17 protein-coding genes are annotated in these 14,945 nt (G+C 65.0%); 7 read left to right on the top strand and 10 right to left on the bottom strand.

The annotated features are described in order from the left end of the window. Positions 1-45 precede the first annotated feature (45 nt). Positions 46-996, bottom strand: a complete 951-nt coding sequence (locus ACN0X6_RS06425) for a FecR family protein (RefSeq protein WP_417702949.1) — start codon at positions 994-996, stop codon at positions 46-48. A gap of 62 nt (positions 997-1,058) precedes the next feature. Continuing rightward, positions 1,059-1,580: an RNA polymerase sigma factor gene (locus tag ACN0X6_RS06420; RefSeq protein ID WP_417702798.1), complete on the bottom strand. Its 522-nt coding sequence runs from the start codon at positions 1,578-1,580 to the stop codon at positions 1,059-1,061. A gap of 240 nt (positions 1,581-1,820) precedes the next feature. On the opposite strand from ACN0X6_RS06420, the gene ACN0X6_RS06415 reads away from it, so the two are divergent. Then, positions 1,821-2,411, top strand: a complete 591-nt coding sequence (locus ACN0X6_RS06415; RefSeq protein WP_417702797.1) for a biliverdin-producing heme oxygenase — start codon at positions 1,821-1,823, stop codon at positions 2,409-2,411. Beyond that, entirely contained in the window at positions 2,404-2,802 is a 399-nt protein-coding gene (locus ACN0X6_RS06410; RefSeq protein WP_417702796.1) for a YbaN family protein, read from the top strand. Before ACN0X6_RS06415 ends, ACN0X6_RS06410 begins: the two co-directional genes overlap by 8 nt. 185 nt (positions 2,803-2,987) lie before the next feature. On the opposite strand, the gene ACN0X6_RS06405 is transcribed toward ACN0X6_RS06410, so the two are convergent. The 7 genes from ACN0X6_RS06405 to zur form a co-directional block, all read right to left on the bottom strand. Next, complete coding sequence (locus tag ACN0X6_RS06405; RefSeq protein ID WP_417702795.1) at positions 2,988-3,758, bottom strand: MetQ/NlpA family ABC transporter substrate-binding protein; 771 nt, start codon at positions 3,756-3,758, stop codon at positions 2,988-2,990. 64 nt (positions 3,759-3,822) lie between these two features. Further along, positions 3,823-4,491: a methionine ABC transporter permease gene (locus tag ACN0X6_RS06400; protein ID WP_417702794.1), complete on the bottom strand. Its 669-nt coding sequence runs from the start codon at positions 4,489-4,491 to the stop codon at positions 3,823-3,825. Continuing rightward, a complete protein-coding gene (locus ACN0X6_RS06395) occupies positions 4,491-5,498 on the bottom strand; it encodes a methionine ABC transporter ATP-binding protein (protein WP_417702793.1) in 1,008 nt (335 codons plus the stop codon). Before ACN0X6_RS06395 ends, ACN0X6_RS06400 begins: the two co-directional genes overlap by 1 nt. Before the next feature lie 169 nt (positions 5,499-5,667). Continuing rightward, positions 5,668-6,507, bottom strand: a complete 840-nt coding sequence (locus ACN0X6_RS06390) for a PA5502 family lipoprotein (protein ID WP_417702792.1) — start codon at positions 6,505-6,507, stop codon at positions 5,668-5,670. A gap of 153 nt (positions 6,508-6,660) precedes the next feature. Next, complete coding sequence (gene znuB / locus ACN0X6_RS06385) at positions 6,661-7,449, bottom strand: zinc ABC transporter permease subunit ZnuB (RefSeq protein ID WP_192984436.1); 789 nt, start codon at positions 7,447-7,449, stop codon at positions 6,661-6,663. Continuing rightward, positions 7,449-8,237, bottom strand: a complete 789-nt coding sequence (gene znuC, locus ACN0X6_RS06380; protein ID WP_417702791.1) for a zinc ABC transporter ATP-binding protein ZnuC — start codon at positions 8,235-8,237, stop codon at positions 7,449-7,451. Before znuC ends, znuB begins: the two co-directional genes overlap by 1 nt. Next, positions 8,234-8,719: a zinc uptake transcriptional repressor Zur gene (gene zur / locus ACN0X6_RS06375; protein ID WP_079785179.1), complete on the bottom strand. Its 486-nt coding sequence runs from the start codon at positions 8,717-8,719 to the stop codon at positions 8,234-8,236. Before zur ends, znuC begins: the two co-directional genes overlap by 4 nt. Before the next feature lie 210 nt (positions 8,720-8,929). On the opposite strand from zur, the gene znuA reads away from it, so the two are divergent. Together znuA and ACN0X6_RS06365 are read left to right on the top strand one after the other, a co-directional pair. After that, positions 8,930-9,868, top strand: a complete 939-nt coding sequence (znuA, locus tag ACN0X6_RS06370) for a zinc ABC transporter substrate-binding protein ZnuA (RefSeq protein WP_417702790.1) — start codon at positions 8,930-8,932, stop codon at positions 9,866-9,868. A gap of 217 nt (positions 9,869-10,085) precedes the next feature. Then, entirely contained in the window at positions 10,086-11,351 is a 1,266-nt protein-coding gene (locus tag ACN0X6_RS06365; RefSeq protein WP_417702789.1) for an MFS transporter, read from the top strand. A 48-nt stretch (positions 11,352-11,399) separates the two neighbouring features. Here the strand turns inward: ACN0X6_RS06365 and zwf are convergent, their stop codons facing one another. After that, positions 11,400-12,821, bottom strand: coding sequence for a glucose-6-phosphate dehydrogenase (gene zwf / locus ACN0X6_RS06360; RefSeq protein WP_417702948.1), 1,422 nt, complete (start codon positions 12,819-12,821; stop codon positions 11,400-11,402). A gap of 267 nt (positions 12,822-13,088) precedes the next feature. Between zwf and hexR the strand changes: the two genes are divergently transcribed. The 3 genes from hexR to ACN0X6_RS06345 all read left to right on the top strand — a co-directional run bounded on the left by hexR (position 13,089) and on the right by ACN0X6_RS06345 (position 14,934). After that, positions 13,089-13,955 (top strand): transcriptional regulator HexR, encoded by an 867-nt coding sequence (gene hexR, locus ACN0X6_RS06355; protein WP_017676165.1) that lies wholly within the window; start codon positions 13,089-13,091, stop codon positions 13,953-13,955. Positions 13,956-14,051: 96 nt separating this feature from the next. Next, entirely contained in the window at positions 14,052-14,264 is a 213-nt protein-coding gene (locus tag ACN0X6_RS06350) for a PA3496 family putative envelope integrity protein (RefSeq protein ID WP_417702788.1), read from the top strand. Positions 14,265-14,475: 211 nt separating this feature from the next. Next, positions 14,476-14,934, top strand: a complete 459-nt coding sequence (locus ACN0X6_RS06345) for a (2Fe-2S)-binding protein (protein WP_417702787.1) — start codon at positions 14,476-14,478, stop codon at positions 14,932-14,934. Positions 14,935-14,945: the final 11 nt, after the last annotated feature.

The raw sequence follows: 14,945 nt of genomic DNA, 5'->3' as shown, positions 1-14,945 counted from the left end.
TGACGGGACGAACGAAGCCCTCTTGGAGCGTAAAAATTCTTTTTCTCAGTTGAGAATCAGCAGCGATGGGTACTCTTGAAGCTGCGCCGAGGTCACCTGCGCCAGCGAGCGCATGATGTCGGCCGGTTCGCTCAGGCGATAGTTGCCGGTGATGCGCAGATCATCCAGACGGGCGTTGCGGTTGATGATCCAGCCGGGGTAGTAGCGGCGCAGTTCATCCAGCACTTCGTGCAAAGGGCGGTCATCGAAGATCAGGCGGCCCTGAACCCACGCGAGCCGATTGGCTGTGGCGCCGTGTATGCGCTTGCCGACACCGTCCGGGCCGACACGGATGCTATCGCCGCTTACCAGGTAGATGCGCGTGTCGTTGCCGCGCGCATGCACTTCGATCTCGCCCCGCTCGACGCTGACTTCGGCGGTATCGTCGAGGTAGCGCACGGAGAATGCGGTGCCGCGTACCGATATCAGAACGGGGCCAGCGGCAACCTGAAATGGACGGCTGCTGTCCTTGGCGACATCGAAATAGGCTTCGCCTCTGAGCAACTGCGTGACGCGCTGGCTCGCGTCGATCTGGCTGGAGAACGCGCTACCGGTGTTGAGCAGAACGTGCGAGCCGTCGGCCAGATCCAGGCTCTGGCGCTGGCCAACGGCAGTGACATGATCGGCGCGCAGGCGCAGCAGCAGATCGCTGTGCAGGGTGATGCCGACCACCAGCAGCAGCGAGGCGGCGATCGCCAGCGTTCTGCCGATGCGCCGCCAGCGCCTGGGCGCCGGTTGTCTGCGCTGCTCCAGGCGCGCGGCTGCGGTGACCAGCGTGGGTGATTGCCAGCACTGTTGCGCACGTTCGAATGCTTCGGCATTGGCAGGTGAGGCGGCCAGCCACTCGGCGAATCGCGCCCGGCAATCATCGTCCGCATGTTCCAGCACAAGCAGCCAGTCCAGCGCCTGGCTCAGCGATGCGTCGCTGTCGTTGGGGGTTCCCTGCTGCGGGTGCATCGGGCTGTTCTCGAAACCGGGGGGCAATATTCTGGCCGAAGGTGCGGGTGAGCGATAGTCGCTCATGTCGGAGGCGCGAGGCGCTCGAGCAGGGTCATGCACAGGGTCATGATCAATTTGAGCTCTTTCTGCACCGTGCTGGCTGACACGCCGAGCTCTGCCGCGATCTGCGCATAACCCTGACCATGCAGACGGCTGAGGATGAAGATGCGCTGCTGGCGTTCGCTCAACTGCTCCAGTGCGTTGCCCAGTCGTTGCAGCAGGCGTTCGGCATGCAGACTGTCTTCGCTGGATGAACCCGGAGCGGGAACGGCCTGCATGATTTCGTCCGGCACGTCATCGAGCAGGGTTCGCGACTGCATGCGCTCGCGGCGCAAGTGATCGAACGCCAGATTGCGGCCCGTCTGGAAGAGAAAGGGTTCGAGGTGATCGACCGGTTTGTCGCGCAGGCTACGGGCGACCCGCAGGTAGGTTTCCTGCACCAGCTCCTCGGCGATGCTGGCGTTCTTCACGATTTTTACCAGCGTGCGCAGCAGCGGGGTGCGCTGGCTGATGAATACGCTGTCTAGATTGGAGATGGTCACTGGCAAGCCTGGTTCGCCGACTACTTCGCGAATAATAATCACTTTTAATAAGGCCGGCTAGCGAACCCGTGCGCGAAGCCGGTCTTCAGCGCCATATCCCCGTGTTTGGCTTTATTTTTACGGAGCTTGGCAGGTTCGTTCGTCTTTATAAGGCAGTGGCGGTCGAACGTCCTGCGCGCTTCATCGAGCGGTGCAGGGGGCGGGCTGCCTTACTTCATGCCAGTCATCAGCGAGCTTTCCATGACCGCCTCTTCGCAACTGTCCCATCCGCTGCGTTCGCAGCGCCTGAACCAGATCACCCACGAGCCGCACAGCCACCTCGACAACCTGGTCAAGAGCCACGATCCGTTCGCTAGCCCGGAGCGGTTTTCCCACTTCGTGGCCGCCCAGTATCTGTTCCAGCGTGATCTGGAAAAGCTCTATAACGACCCGCAGTTGATCAAGCTGGTGCCTGATCTGCCGCAGCGCTGCCGTGTCGAGCAGGCCGTGCTGGACCTTGCCGATCTGCAGCGTGCGCTGCCAGAGGGCGATGACAGCATCCGCAACAAGGCCATGGGCATCGGCGAAGCGCTCGCCTGGCTGTTCGTTTCCGAAGGCTCCAAGCTGGGCGCCGCTTTCCTGCTCAAGCGCATGCCGGCGCTGGGCCTGAGCGAGACCTTTGGCGCGCGTCACCTGGGCGAGCCGGCAGGTGGTCGCGCACAGGGTTGGAAGGCGTTTACCGCCGTGCTCGACAGCGTCGAACTGGATGCCGAGCAGGAGCGTCTGGCCGAGGCAGCAGCCATCGCGGCCTTCGAGCGTTTCACCGTACACCTGGAACGCTGCTTTGCCTGAAATCACGCTGGCGCGCTCGGCCTGGCAGCGTTGGCTATGGCTGCTGTTGGCCTACCTGAGCATTGGTATGGCCATGCTCGGAGTGATACTGCCGGGCCTTCCCACGACCGAGTTCGTGCTGTTGGCGGCCTGGGCAGCGTCGCGCAGTTCGCCGCGTCTGGCCGCGTGGCTGGAGAATCATCGGGTGTTCGGCCCGCTGCTGCGCGACTGGAAGAACGGCGGCCTGATCGCCCGGCGTACCAAGTGGGTGGCGAGTGGCAGCATGCTGCTAGCGCTGAGCATCCTGCTGTTGACCGTCGATCACCTGCCTTCCGTATTGTTCGCCGCTGCCGGCATGAGTTGCGGCGCGCTGTTCATCTGGACTCGGCCGGAAAAAACCAGAGTCAAGTAGGGTGCGCCGTGCGCACCGACGATTTCGGATGACCGTAGCCGGATGCAATCCGGGTCGGTTACCGCGTTGCGCCCTGATGCGCGCGGCGCACCCTACGGATCGCCGAGTGCCTGCCGAAGCATGCCACCCATGAAAATGCGCGCAGCTTTGCAGCGGCGCGGCATCGGGTACAGCGTCAGCGGTGATCAGAACGCTGGGACGACGGCGCCTTTGTACTTCTCTTCGATGAACTGCTTGACCTCGGCGCTGTGCAGGGCCTTGACCAGCTTCTGCAGGGCCTCGCTGTCCTTGTTGTCGGCGCGGGTCACCAGGATGTTGACGTACGGCGAGTCGCTGCCTTCGATGGCCAGGGCATCCTGGGTCGGGTTCAGCTTGGCTTCCAGGGCGTAGTTGGTGTTGATCAGGGCGACGTCGACCTGGCTCAGCACGCGCGGCAGGGTGGCCGCTTCCAGTTCACGCACCTTGATCGCCTTCGGGTTTTCGACGATGTCCTTCGGCGTAGCGAGGATGCCGGCTTCCGGTTTGAGCGTGATCACACCGGCTTTCTGCAGCAGCAGCAGGGCGCGGCCGCCGTTGGTGGCGTCGTTGGGGATGGCCACGGTGGCGCCCTGCGGCAGCTCGCTGAGGTCCTTGATCTTGCTCGAGTAGGCGCCGAAGGGCTCGACGTGCACACCGGCAACGCTGACCAGATCGGTCTTGCGGCTGGCATTGAACTCGTCCAGGTACGGCTGGTGCTGGAAGAAGTTGGCGTCGAGGTTCTTCTGCTGCACCTGCAGGTTGGGCTGCACGTAGTCGGTGAACACGCGCACCTTCAGCTCCACGCCTTCTTTGGCCAGGGCCGGTTTGACGAACTCGAGGATCTCCGCGTGCGGCACCGGGGTGGCAGCGACGTTGAGGGTTTCGGCCTGGGCCGAGAAGGCCGCGCAGGCGGCGATGGCAGTCAGCAGCTTCTTCATTTCAAGGTTCCTTTTGGGAAGGTTGGCGCGGGTCTCGCGGGTGGCGAGTCGCCGCTTTTCATAATCACTTGCGAGAAAAATGTACGACCAGTCGATCACCGACCATCTGCAGCACCTGCACCAGGATCAGTAGCAGGATCACGGTCACGGCCATCACGTCCGGCTGGTAGCGCTGGTAGCCGTAGCGCACGGCCAGGTCGCCGAGGCCACCGCCGCCGATCAGGCCGCTCATGGCGGTGTAGGACACCAGGGTAATGGCGGTGACGGTGGTGGCCGCGAGCAGACCGGGCAGGGCCTCGGGCAGCAGCGCGCGGGTGATGATCTGCCAGGTGGTGGCGCCCATGGCCTGAGTCGCTTCGATGATGCCGCGCTCGACTTCGCGCAGCGCGGTTTCCACCAGGCGCGCGAAGAACGGCGTGGCGCCCACCACCAGCGGCGGAATGGCGCCGGCCACACCCAGCGAGGTACCGACCAGCAGCTCGGTGAAGGGGATCATCAGGATCAGGAGGATGACGAAGGGCACCGAGCGCAGGATGTTCACCACCAGCGACAGTGCGCCGTAAAGGGCCTTCTGTTCGAACAGCTGACGCGGGCCGGTGAGAAACAGCAGCACGCCGAGCGGCAGGCCGAGCAGCACGGTGAACAGCATCGAGCCGAGCAGCATGTTCAGGGTGTCGAGGCTGGCCTGCCAGATTTCCGGCCAGAACACGTTGGGTAGCATTTGTTCGAGCATCAGCGCAGTACCTCCAGATGCACGTCGGCGGCTTCGAAGCGCGCCAGCGCGGCGTCGATGTCGCCACCGGTCAGGGCCAGGGTGAGCTGGCCGTAGGGGGTGTCCTTGATGCGGTCGATGCGCCCGGCGAGGATGCTGTAGTCCACCCCGGTCTCACGGGCCACGGTGCCCAGCAGTGGTGCGTAGGTGGCTTCGCCCTGGAAGGTCAGGCGCAGGATGCGGCCCTCGACATGGGCGAAGTCGTCGTGCTGCTCGGCCTCGTCGACATGCTCGGACTCCTGCACGAAGCGCCGTGTGGTCGGGTGCTGCGGGTGCAGGAACACCTCGGCCACCGGGCCTTGCTCGACGATGACGCCGGCATCCATCACCGCCACGCGGTCGCAGACGCGGCGGATCACGTCCATCTCGTGGGTGATCAGCACGATGGTCAGGCCCAGCTCGCGGTTGATCTCGGCCAGCAGCTGCAGCACGGCGGTGGTGGTCTGCGGGTCGAGGGCGCTGGTCGCCTCGTCGCACAGCAGGATCTTCGGCCGGGTGCTCAGCGCTCGGGCGATGCCGACGCGCTGCTTCTGCCCGCCGGAGAGCTGCGCCGGGTATTTGTTGGCGTGATCCTGCAGGCCGACGCGGGCCAGCAACTCGGCGACGCGGGCGTCGATCTCGGCGCGACTGAGCTCGCCGGCCAGACGCAGCGGCATGGCGATATTGTCGGCAACGGTCTTCGACGACAGCAGGTTGAAGTGCTGGAAGATCATCCCGACCTGCTGGCGGAAACGGCGCAGGCCACCCGCATCGAGGGCGGTGACGTCGACACCGTCGATCTCGATGCGCCCGCCGGTGGGTTCTTCCAGGCGGTTGATCAGGCGCAGCAGGGTGCTCTTGCCGGCGCCGGAGTGGCCGATGATGCCGAACACCTGGCCGCTGCCGACCTGCAGCGTGGTGGGCTGCAGTGCCGGAATCTCGCGACCGGCGACGCGGTAGGCTTTGTGGACGGATTGAAACTGGATCACGCGAACGACCTTTTGGGTATGTTCAGGGCCGGGCTCCGAGATTGCCGAAGCGGCCGTTGGCGCCGGGTAGGCGCAAAAGGGCGCTAGTTTACCCGGCGGTGTTTAGGCCGAGAAAATCTTTGTTGGCCTATGGTTATTACAAAATGGCATTACCGATCAGCGATCGACATCAGTTGCGCTTTGGGCTCAACAGCAGGCGCGGTATCTGCTGCGGGACGATCTTCTGGCTCAGCTGCGGACGGAAGCTCGGGTCGAGTTTCTTGACGCGTGCCGAGAGCAGTGCGGCGACCCAGGGGTAATCCTTGGCTTCGCGTACTTCGATGCGCACCGCGCAGCGAAAGGTCACGACATCGGCGGCCACACTGTCGAGCAGGCGGCGCAGGTTTTCGTTGTCCTGATTGTCCAGCATAGGCATGGCTACGGTGCTGGTGGCGGCGCTCGGATCGATCAGGCGTGCTGTCGGCTGGCGCTCGACCACGGGCGTCGGCTGGCTCGCAGGTATGACGGCGACGGCTGCCACGGCCTGGCGCTCGCTGGCCAGGCGCTGCTGGCGCAGTTGTTCCTGGCGCTCGGCATCGAGCTTGGCGGCGGCATCGCGCGCCTGTTGCTCGGCAGCCGCCTGGCGCGCCGTGCGGGCGCTGTCGATGGCCAGGTTGAGGTCGTGACTCAGGGCTGGCGCCTGTGGCATCAGGCTGCGGGCCTGGCCCAGCGCCTGCGCGGCACGGTCCAGATCACCCTGTTGCAGCGCTTCGCGGCCCTGCTCCATGTAGGCCTCGGCCAGCTGGCGCTGATACTGCTCCAGGCGCGTGTCGCCGCTGGCGCGTTGCTGTAGCGTGCTGAGCTGGCTGCGCGCGTCGTCGAGACGTTCTTCGGCCAGGCTCAGGTCGAGCTGACGGAAGGCGACGACCAGATCGTCGACCGGCGGGAGGCTGTGCTGCTGGTTGCTCTGGCAACCGGCCAGAAGTAGAACCAGAAAAAGCGGAAGACCACGAAAAGCGAACGACTTCATAACTACGCGTCTCGAATTGTGCAAAAAACGCGCAATCATACAGGTTCGTACCGCTGATTTCATCTCGATCGGTCGCGCCGTAGCCCGGATGCAATCCGGGGAAAACGTGCTGGAGCATTCCCGGATTGCATCCGGGCTACGCAGAGCACGCCATCAGCTGTTGCGCTTGGGCAGCGCAAAGCTGGCCAGGAACAACGCGGCGGCGCTGACCACGATAGAGGGCCCGGCCGGCGTGTCCTGATACCAGGACAGCGCCAGGCCACAGCACACCGCCAGCAGCCCGAGCAGGCTGGCGCCCACGGCCATCTGCTCCGGCGTGCGCGCATGACGCTGGGCGGCGGCGGCGGGGATGATCAGCAGCGAGGTGATCAGCAGTACGCCGACGATCTTCATCGCCACGGCAATCACCACGGCGATCAGCAGCATCAGCGCCAGGCGAATCGCTGCCACCGGCAGGCCTTCGACCCGCGCCAGTTCCTCATGCACGGTGATCGCCAGCAGCGGCCGCCACAGCCAGGCCAGCAGCGCCAGCACCAGCGCGCTGCCACCGATGATCCAGGCCAGGTCGGTGGGGCTGACGGCAAGCAGGTCGCCGAACAGGTAGCTCATCAGGTCGATGCGCACGTCATGCATGAAGCTCAGCGCCACCAGGCCCAGCGACAGGGTGCTGTGGGCGAGGATGCCGAGCAGGGTGTCGGAGGCCAGCGGCTGGCGCTGTTGCAGGGTGACCAGCAGCACGGCGAGCAATACGCAGCCGACCGTTACCGTCAGGGTCGGGCTGACGTCGAGCATCAGCCCCAATGCCACGCCGAGCAGGGCGGCATGGGACAGGGTGTCGCCAAAATAGGCCATGCGCCGCCACACCACGAAGGAGCCGAGCGGGCCGGCCACCAGGGCCAGGGTCAGGCCGGCGAGCAGAGCGTTGAGAAGGAAATCGGGCATCAGTGTTTGCAACCAGGGCCGTGAACGTGAGCCGGGCCGTGGATGGTCAGGCCTGGCTGAACCACGCCGCCATGCAGGTCGTGAGCGTGGTCATGATGGTGGTGGTAGACGGCCAGGCTCTTGGCGTCCTGGCCGAACAGCTCGATGAAGGCCGGGTCGCCACTGACCTGTTCCGGGTGCCCCGAGCAGCATACGTGGCGGTTGAGGCAGACCACCTGATCGGTGGCGCTCATCACCAGGTGCAGGTCGTGCGAGACCATCAGCACGCCGCAGCCGTGGCGCTCGCGCAGCCGCGAGATCAGCCGGTACAGCTCGGCCTGGCCGGCCACGTCGACGCCCTGCACCGGCTCGTCGAGCACCAGCAGTTGCGGCTCGCGCAGCAGGGCACGAGCGAGCAGCACGCGCTGCATCTCGCCGCCGGAAATGCTCTGCAACGGGCTGTCGATCACCTGCTCGGCGCCTACCTCGGCCAGTGCCGCCAGCGCGCGCTGGCGATCCACCCCCGGCACCAGGCGCAGGAAGCGCAGCACCGACAGCGGCAGGGTGGCGTCGACGTGGAGTTTTTGCGGCATGTAGCCGATGCGCAGGCGTGGCGCGCGGCGCACGTTGCCGCGTTCAGGCTGCAGCAGGCCGAGTACCACGCGCACCAGGGTGGTCTTGCCGGCGCCATTGGGGCCGATCAGGGTGACGATTTCGCCGGGCTGCACGCTCAGCTGCACGTCATCCAGCACGGACTGGCCGTTGAAGCTGACAGCGACCCCGTCGAGCTGTATCAGCGCGTCGCTCATGCCGCGCCCTTGCAGCCTGCGCAGAGGCCGACCACTTCCACGGTCTGGCTTTCGACGACGAAACCGACGCCGGCCGCGCCGTCGACGATGGCCTGGCTGATCGCCGGCTGCTCCAGTTCGGTCGCCGCATGGCACGCGCGGCAGATCAGGAACTGGCCCTGATGCGCATGCTCGGGATGGCTGCAGCCGACGAAGGCGTTGAGTGAGGCGATACGGTGCACCAGGCCGTTCTCCAGCAGGAAATCCAGTGCGCGGTAGACGGTGGGCGGCGCGGCGCGGCGGCCGTCTTCGTCACTCAGTACGCCGAGAATGTCGTAGGCGCCGAGCGGCTTGTGGCTGGCCCAGACCAGTTCCAGCACGCGCTTGCGCAGGGCGGTCAGGCGCAGGCCCTGGCGGGCGCAGATGGCTTCGGCCTCGGCCAGTGCATGGCTGACGCAGCGGGAGTGGTCGTGAGGGCGTGCAGCCAGAGGTGTGTCGGTCATGGGCAAGGACGGCGCTGATAAGAGACGTTATTATGTTACCCGTTCAGGGCGCCTCTAAAAACTACCTGCGTTGCCATCGCTGCGTTAAAAACAGGCTCAAAATGCTCATTTACAGCTTGTAAACTGCGCTTTTTCGTCTGTTTTTGCCTTGCGCTGACTGCCTCGCCTACGTTTCCAGAGGTGCCCTTCAATTCCATCCGAGTATGCCCCGTGTTGCGTCTTTTCTGTCTCTTTACCCTGTTTTTCGTCGCCAGCGCTCAGGCCGAGGTGCGTGTCCTGACCACTATCAAACCGCTGCAACTGATCGCTGCGGCGGTGCAGGACGGCCTCGGCGAACCCGAGGTGCTGCTGCCATCTGGTGCATCACCGCATCACTATGCACTGCGCCCATCCGACGTACGGCGAGTGCGTGATGCCGACCTGCTGTACTGGATCGGCCCGGACATGGAGAGTTTTCTGCCGCGCGTGCTCGGCAGCCGCGACAAGCCGCAGGTGGCGGTGCAGGATCTGCCCGGCATGACCCTGCGTCACTTCGGTGAAGAGCATGAAGAGCATGAAAATGACCACGATGATCACGCGCACGAACATGGCGGTGACGACCTGGGCCATGATCATGATCATCGCCCGGGCAGCCTGGATGCGCACCTGTGGCTGGCCGCGGACAACGCCCGGGTGATCGCCGCGCGCATGGCGGCCGACCTGGCTCAGCTGGATGCCGCCAACGCCGCGCGTTACGCCGCCAACCTGCAGGCCTTCGAAGCGCGCCTGGATGCGCTCGATGGCCGTATCCGTGCGCAATTGGCCGCCTTGCAGGGCAAGCCGTACTTCGTCTTCCACGAGGCCTTCGATTATTTCGAGGCTGCCTACGGCCTCGAGCACGCCGGCGTATTCAGCGTGTTGACCGAAGTACAGCCCGGCGCGCGCCATGTCGCCGCCATGCGCAAGACGCTGCAGGAGGCTGGCCCGAGCTGCGTGTTCAGCGAACCGCCGCTGCGTCCGCGCCTGGCCGAAACACTCAGCGCCGGCTTGCCGGTCAAGCTGGCGGAACTGGATGCGCTGGGCGGTACCTTGCCGGTCAATGCCAGCGGTTACGAGCAATTGCTGGAAAACCTGGCCGGCGGCCTGAGCGAGTGCCTGGGTAGCTTGTAGGGCCTTTGGCGTCGTGAACTTTTTTCACGTAGCCCGGATGCAATCCGGGAGCGATAGCAACGGCCCCGGATTGCATCCGGGCTACAACCAATCGAACGTCCTGCCCCGTGGGAGGGGCTTCAGCCGCGACGAACCCGGCTACGAACTGTAACCACCCTCGCATTGCCGCTCGCTGGCGCAAACCACTAGGCTTGCGTTTTTGCCGCGAGCGCTCGCCATGTCGCCAACCGCACCTCGTCCATCCAGTGCCACCCTGGTGCTGCTGGCCTCGCTTTACTGCGCGCAGGGTCTTCCTTCCGGGCTGATCGCCCACTCGCTGCCGGTGTTGCTGCGCCAGCATGGCGTCGACCTGGCGCTGATCGGCCTGCTCAAGCTGCTGGCTCTGCCCTGGTTGCTCAAGGTGTGCTGGGCACCCTGGGTCGATCGCCTGGCATCACCCCGGCTGGGACACCACCGTGGCTGGATACTGCCGCTGCAAAGCGGCGTCATCGCCTGTGTCGCGGCACTGGCGCTGCTCGCCCCGCAGACCCTGTTCGGCTCCGGCCTGTGGTTGTTGCTCGGCTTGCTGCTACTGATCAACCTGTTGGCCTCGACCCAGGACATCGCCACTGATGGCCTCACCGTGCGCTTGCTACCCGAGCGCTGGCGCGGCCTGGGCAACAGCCTGCAGGTCGGTGGCTACAAGGTCGGCATGATCGTCAGCGGCAGCGGCCTGTTGCTGGTGATCGACCCGCTGGGCTGGAACCTCGCGCTCGGTCTGCTGGCCGGCCTGATCCTGCTGATGACCGTGCCGGTCTGGCTGTTCCCCGAGCGTCGTGTGCTGCCCTTCCAGCCCGGCCTGGCGGAGACCGCCCTGGGCCCGCGCCTGCTGCTGAACCACTATCGCGGCCTGCTGGCGCAGCCCGGCATGCTGCTGTGGCTGGCGGTGGTGCTGACCTTCAAGCTCGGCGACTCGCTCGGCTCGCCGATGATCAAACCGATGCTGGTGGATCAGGGCTGGAGCACCGGGGAGCTCGGCCAACTGACGCTGATCAGCAGCCTGGCCGGCATCGCTGGCGCCTTGCTCGGTGGCTTGCTCTACGCCCGTATCGGCGTGCTGCGTGCGTTGATCCTGTTCGGCGCCCTGCAGGCCATCGGCATCGCCGCCTTGGCCTTGCTGGTGGGGCAGGGCGGCAATACCGGGCTGGTCTACACCGTGACCCTGTTCGAGCAGGTGGCCGACGGCATGTCCACCGTCGCCCTGTTCGCCGCGATGATGCGCATGTGCCGCCCCGAACACGAAGGCGCCGACTTCACCCTACAGGCGTCGGCGCAGTTGCTGCTGTCCGGCTTCGTCGGGGCCAGCAGCGGGGTGCTGGCCAAGGCGCTGGGGTATGAAGGGTTGTTCCTCGGCGCCGGAGCGCTAGGCGTACTGGTGCTGACGATGGTGTTGCTGCACCAAGGCAGCCTCAGGCGACAAGCCGCAAGCCAGTCGCCCGGATGAAATCCGCGGCGGTGCTGAAAGCCCCCGGATTGCATTCGGCTGCGCCTTTCAGGCCCAGTGCCGGCCGTGGCGCTCCAGCAGGTGTTGCAGCTGCTCCGGGCCGTCGCTGCCGGCCGGGTAGGGGCGCGGGCTCTGGTAGTGCTGATGCCAGCCCTGCAGGATCGGATCGACCCACTGCCAGGCCGCCTCCACTTCATCGCGGCGCATGAACAGCGTCGAATCACCGTCGATCACATCGAGCAGCAGGCGCTCGTAGGCGTCCCAGCGACGTTGCTGGTTGAAGGCGTTGGCCAGGTTGAGATCCAGCTCCACCGGTTTGAGGTGCATGCCCTTGCCGGGATTCTTGGCCATCAGTTGCAGGCTGATGCGCTCTTCCGGTTGCAGGCGGATCAATAGCTGGTTGGCTTCGCCCTCGTGGAACAGGCGGTGCGGCACCGGTTTGAACTGGATGAGAATCTCCGAGGCCTTCTTCGCCAGGCGTTTGCCGGTGCGCAGGTAGAAGGGCACGCCAGCCCAGCGCCAGTTGTCGATTTCCACCTGCACGGCGACGAAGGTTTCGGTGTCGCTGTCGTTGTCGACGTTCTTCTCGAAGTAGTAGGCGGGCACGTCATGGCCGCCGATCTTGCCGGCGGTGTACTGGCCGCGCACGGTCTTGTCCTGCACGTCGAGCCCGGAGATGGGTTTCAGTGCTTCGAGGATCTTCACCTTTTCGTTGCGCACGGCTTCGGCGTCGAAGCGCACCGGCGCTTCCATGGCCACCAGGCAGAGCAGTTGCAGCAGGTGATTCTGGATCATGTCGCGCATGGCGCCGGCTTGGTCGTAGTAGCTGCCGCGATTTTCCACGCCAAGGGTTTCGCACACGCTGATCTGTACGTGATCGATATGTCCGGCGCGCCATACCGGCTCGAACAGGGCGTTGGCGAAGCGCAGCGCCATGAGGTTCTGCACGGTTTCCTTGCCCAGGTAGTGATCGATGCGGAACACCCGCGCTTCATCGAACACGGCGCCGATGGCGGTGTTGATCGCACGGGCCGATTCCAGCGAGTGGCCGATGGGCTTTTCCAGCACGATGCGTGCCGCCGGGCCTGCCAGGCCGGCGTTGGCCAGGTGCGCGGCGATGTCCTCGAACAGGCTTGGCGCGGTGGCCAGGTAGTAGACCCGCACGCGCTCGTCATCACGCCCCAGGCGTTTGGCCAGGCGGCCGAAGTCGGCGCTCTGCGCGGCGTCCATGGCGAAGTAGTCGAGGCGCGCGGCGAAGCTGGCCCAGGTCTCGTTGGTAAAATCGGCGCGCGCCACCTGGGCGCGGCAGTGACGTTCGGCCAGGGCCTGGTAGGCTTCGCGGCTATGACTGCTGCGGGCCAGGGCGAGGATGCGCACGTCGGCGTGCAGGCGTCCTTCGCGGTGCAGGTGATAGAGCGCTGGCAGCAGCTTGTGCAGGGCCAGGTCGCCCGTACCACCGAAGACCAGCATGTCGCAGGGGATGCTCAAGGGAAGACTCCGACTCGTTTGGGCAGGCCGTTGCACGCTACCTGCGTTTGCAGCAAAGAGGCAGTGAAAAGATCGGATGCCCCTCGTGCCTGAAAGCCCGTTCCGCGAATTGGCAGCCGCTTGGCTGTGCGCGGGCGCGAGCTATGTAGTATAACTACAAGGTCACTACAACCGCCGACCGCCGATCATAACCGAGCCATGACTCGCCGAGTGCCGCGGTAGACCCTTTTCTGCATAGAGCCTATCTCCGTGAATCTGTTGCAACACATCGCCCAGTCGCGCCACCTGCTGCGCAAGTCCGAACTCAAGGTGGCCGATCACGTCTTGCTCGATCCTGCATCGGTGATGCACAGCTCCATGGCCGAGCTGGCGCACAGCGTCGGCATCAGCGAGCCGACCATCGTGCGCTTCTGCCGTGCCATCGGTTGTAGCGGCTTCCAGGACCTCAAGCTGAAGCTGGCGCAGAGCCTGGCCGCCGGGGCCAGCTTCGGCCAGTTCGCGATTCACGAGGATGACTCGGTCGCCGACTTCAGTCTGAAGATCTTCGACACCACCCTGCATACGCTGATGGAAGTGCGCGAGAAGCTTGATCCCGAGGCGCTGCAGCGCGCCATCGCCGCCTGCTCGAAGGCTCAGCGTGTGGAGTTCTATGGTTTCGGTGCGTCCGGCGCGGTGGCGGCCGATGCCCAGCACAAATTCTTCCGCCTGCTGCTCAACGCAGCCGCGTATTCCGACCCGCACATGCAGGCGATGAGTGCGGTGACCCTGCAGCCGGGCGACGTGGCGGTGTGCATTTCCCAGTCCGGCCGTTCCAAGGATCTGCTGATCACCGCCAACCTGGTGCGTGAGTCTGGCGCCAGCCTGATCACCCTGTGCCCGAGCCAGACGCCGCTGGCAGAGCTGTCGACGGTCAACCTGGCGATCGACGTGCAGGAAGATACCGAGATCTACACTCCGCTGACTTCGCGCATCGCCCACCTGGTGGTGATCGACGTGCTGGCCATGGGCGTGGCCATGGCGCGCGGGCCGAGCCTGGTCAACCACCTCAAGAGCGTCAAGCGCAGCCTGCGCAGCTTGCGCCTGTCGCCGAAGTCGCTGCGCAACACCGAGGATTGAGAGAACGGGTTCACCGCCTGTTCATCCTTACGCCGTCAAAGCGTCATCTTCGCGGAACAAGCTGAGGCCTCCAGTCCTCGTTCCGGGAGAACCGAGATGCCTCGTATCTTCGATGACGCGCAACTGCACGACCAACCTGACGCCAAGACCCGGCGCAAACTGCAAGACCAGCGCCGCATGGCCTATCGCCGGGCCATCGAACACTACGCCGAGCAGTGCCAGCTGCAACGCGAGCTTGCCGACTTCCCCGAGCTGGTCTCCGCCAGCTACGTCCAGCACGCCGAAGCTGATTCGCGCCGCGCCGCCTGAGTTTCTTGTTGCCCTGCCTGCGGGCAGGGCAGTGAGCTTGCCCGATTCTACGAACTTATTGCCCGGTTCTGCCGATCTCTGTGGTCGGCGGCGACAGCAGGTTTTGCGCCCACTACAGTGGTGATCTGGCCCCCTGTGTGCGGGGTTGACCGAGACCACCGGCACGCCATGCCGGAACCATCAGACACCATCAGAACAAGGTGGGCAGACCATGATTACCCTGAATCTCAATGGCCAGGACCACGAGCTGGACGTGGCCGCTGACATGCCGCTGCTCTGGGCATTGCGCGACGTCGCCAATCTCACTGGCACCAAGTACGGCTGCGGCATGGCCCTGTGCGGCGCCTGCACGGTGAACGTCGAAGGCCAGCCGACCCGCTCCTGCGTCACCCCGGTATCGGCGGTGGTTGGCAAGCGCATCAGCACCATCGAAGCGGTCGGCGAAGACGCCGTGGGCAAGGTGGTGCAGGAAGCCTGGCGGCAACTGGACGTGGTGCAGTGCGGCTACTGCCAGTCCGGGCAGATCATGGCGGCGACAGCGCTGCTGAGCAGCAACAAGGCGCCGAGCGATGCCGATATCGATGCGGCCATGAGCAGCAACATCTGTCGCTGCGCCACCTATGTGCGGATTCGTGCCGCCATTCATGAAGCTGCCGGCAAACTGGCCTGAGGAGGCGCATA

This window comes from Pseudomonas sp., from assembly GCF_048269965.1.
GTDB lineage: Bacteria > Pseudomonadota > Gammaproteobacteria > Pseudomonadales > Pseudomonadaceae > Aquipseudomonas.
The sequence above is the reverse complement of the archived record's forward strand: the minus strand, read 5'-3'. Positions and strand labels throughout refer to the sequence as shown.

Bases quoted from the DNA above. Each gene is read 5' to 3' on its own strand.
- ACN0X6_RS06425 (WP_417702949.1), bottom strand. From the start codon at position 996: ATGCACCCGCAGCAGGGAACCCCCAACGACAGCGACGCATCGCTGAGC.
- ACN0X6_RS06415 (WP_417702797.1), top strand. From the start codon at position 1,821: ATGACCGCCTCTTCGCAACTGTCCCATCCGCTGCGTTCGCAGCGCCTG.
- ACN0X6_RS06405 (WP_417702795.1), bottom strand. From the start codon at position 3,758: ATGAAGAAGCTGCTGACTGCCATCGCCGCCTGCGCGGCCTTCTCGGCC.
- ACN0X6_RS06400 (WP_417702794.1), bottom strand. From the start codon at position 4,491: ATGCTCGAACAAATGCTACCCAACGTGTTCTGGCCGGAAATCTGGCAG.
- ACN0X6_RS06390 (WP_417702792.1), bottom strand. From the start codon at position 6,507: ATGAAGTCGTTCGCTTTTCGTGGTCTTCCGCTTTTTCTGGTTCTACTT.
- znuB (WP_192984436.1), bottom strand. From the start codon at position 7,449: ATGCCCGATTTCCTTCTCAACGCTCTGCTCGCCGGCCTGACCCTGGCC.
- znuC (WP_417702791.1), bottom strand. From the start codon at position 8,237: ATGAGCGACGCGCTGATACAGCTCGACGGGGTCGCTGTCAGCTTCAAC.
- zur (WP_079785179.1), bottom strand. From the start codon at position 8,719: ATGACCGACACACCTCTGGCTGCACGCCCTCACGACCACTCCCGCTGC.
- ACN0X6_RS06365 (WP_417702789.1), top strand. From the start codon at position 10,086: ATGTCGCCAACCGCACCTCGTCCATCCAGTGCCACCCTGGTGCTGCTG.
- zwf (WP_417702948.1), bottom strand. From the start codon at position 12,821: ATGCTGGTCTTCGGTGGTACGGGCGACCTGGCCCTGCACAAGCTGCTG.
- ACN0X6_RS06350 (WP_417702788.1), top strand. From the start codon at position 14,052: ATGCCTCGTATCTTCGATGACGCGCAACTGCACGACCAACCTGACGCC.
- ACN0X6_RS06345 (WP_417702787.1), top strand. From the start codon at position 14,476: ATGATTACCCTGAATCTCAATGGCCAGGACCACGAGCTGGACGTGGCC.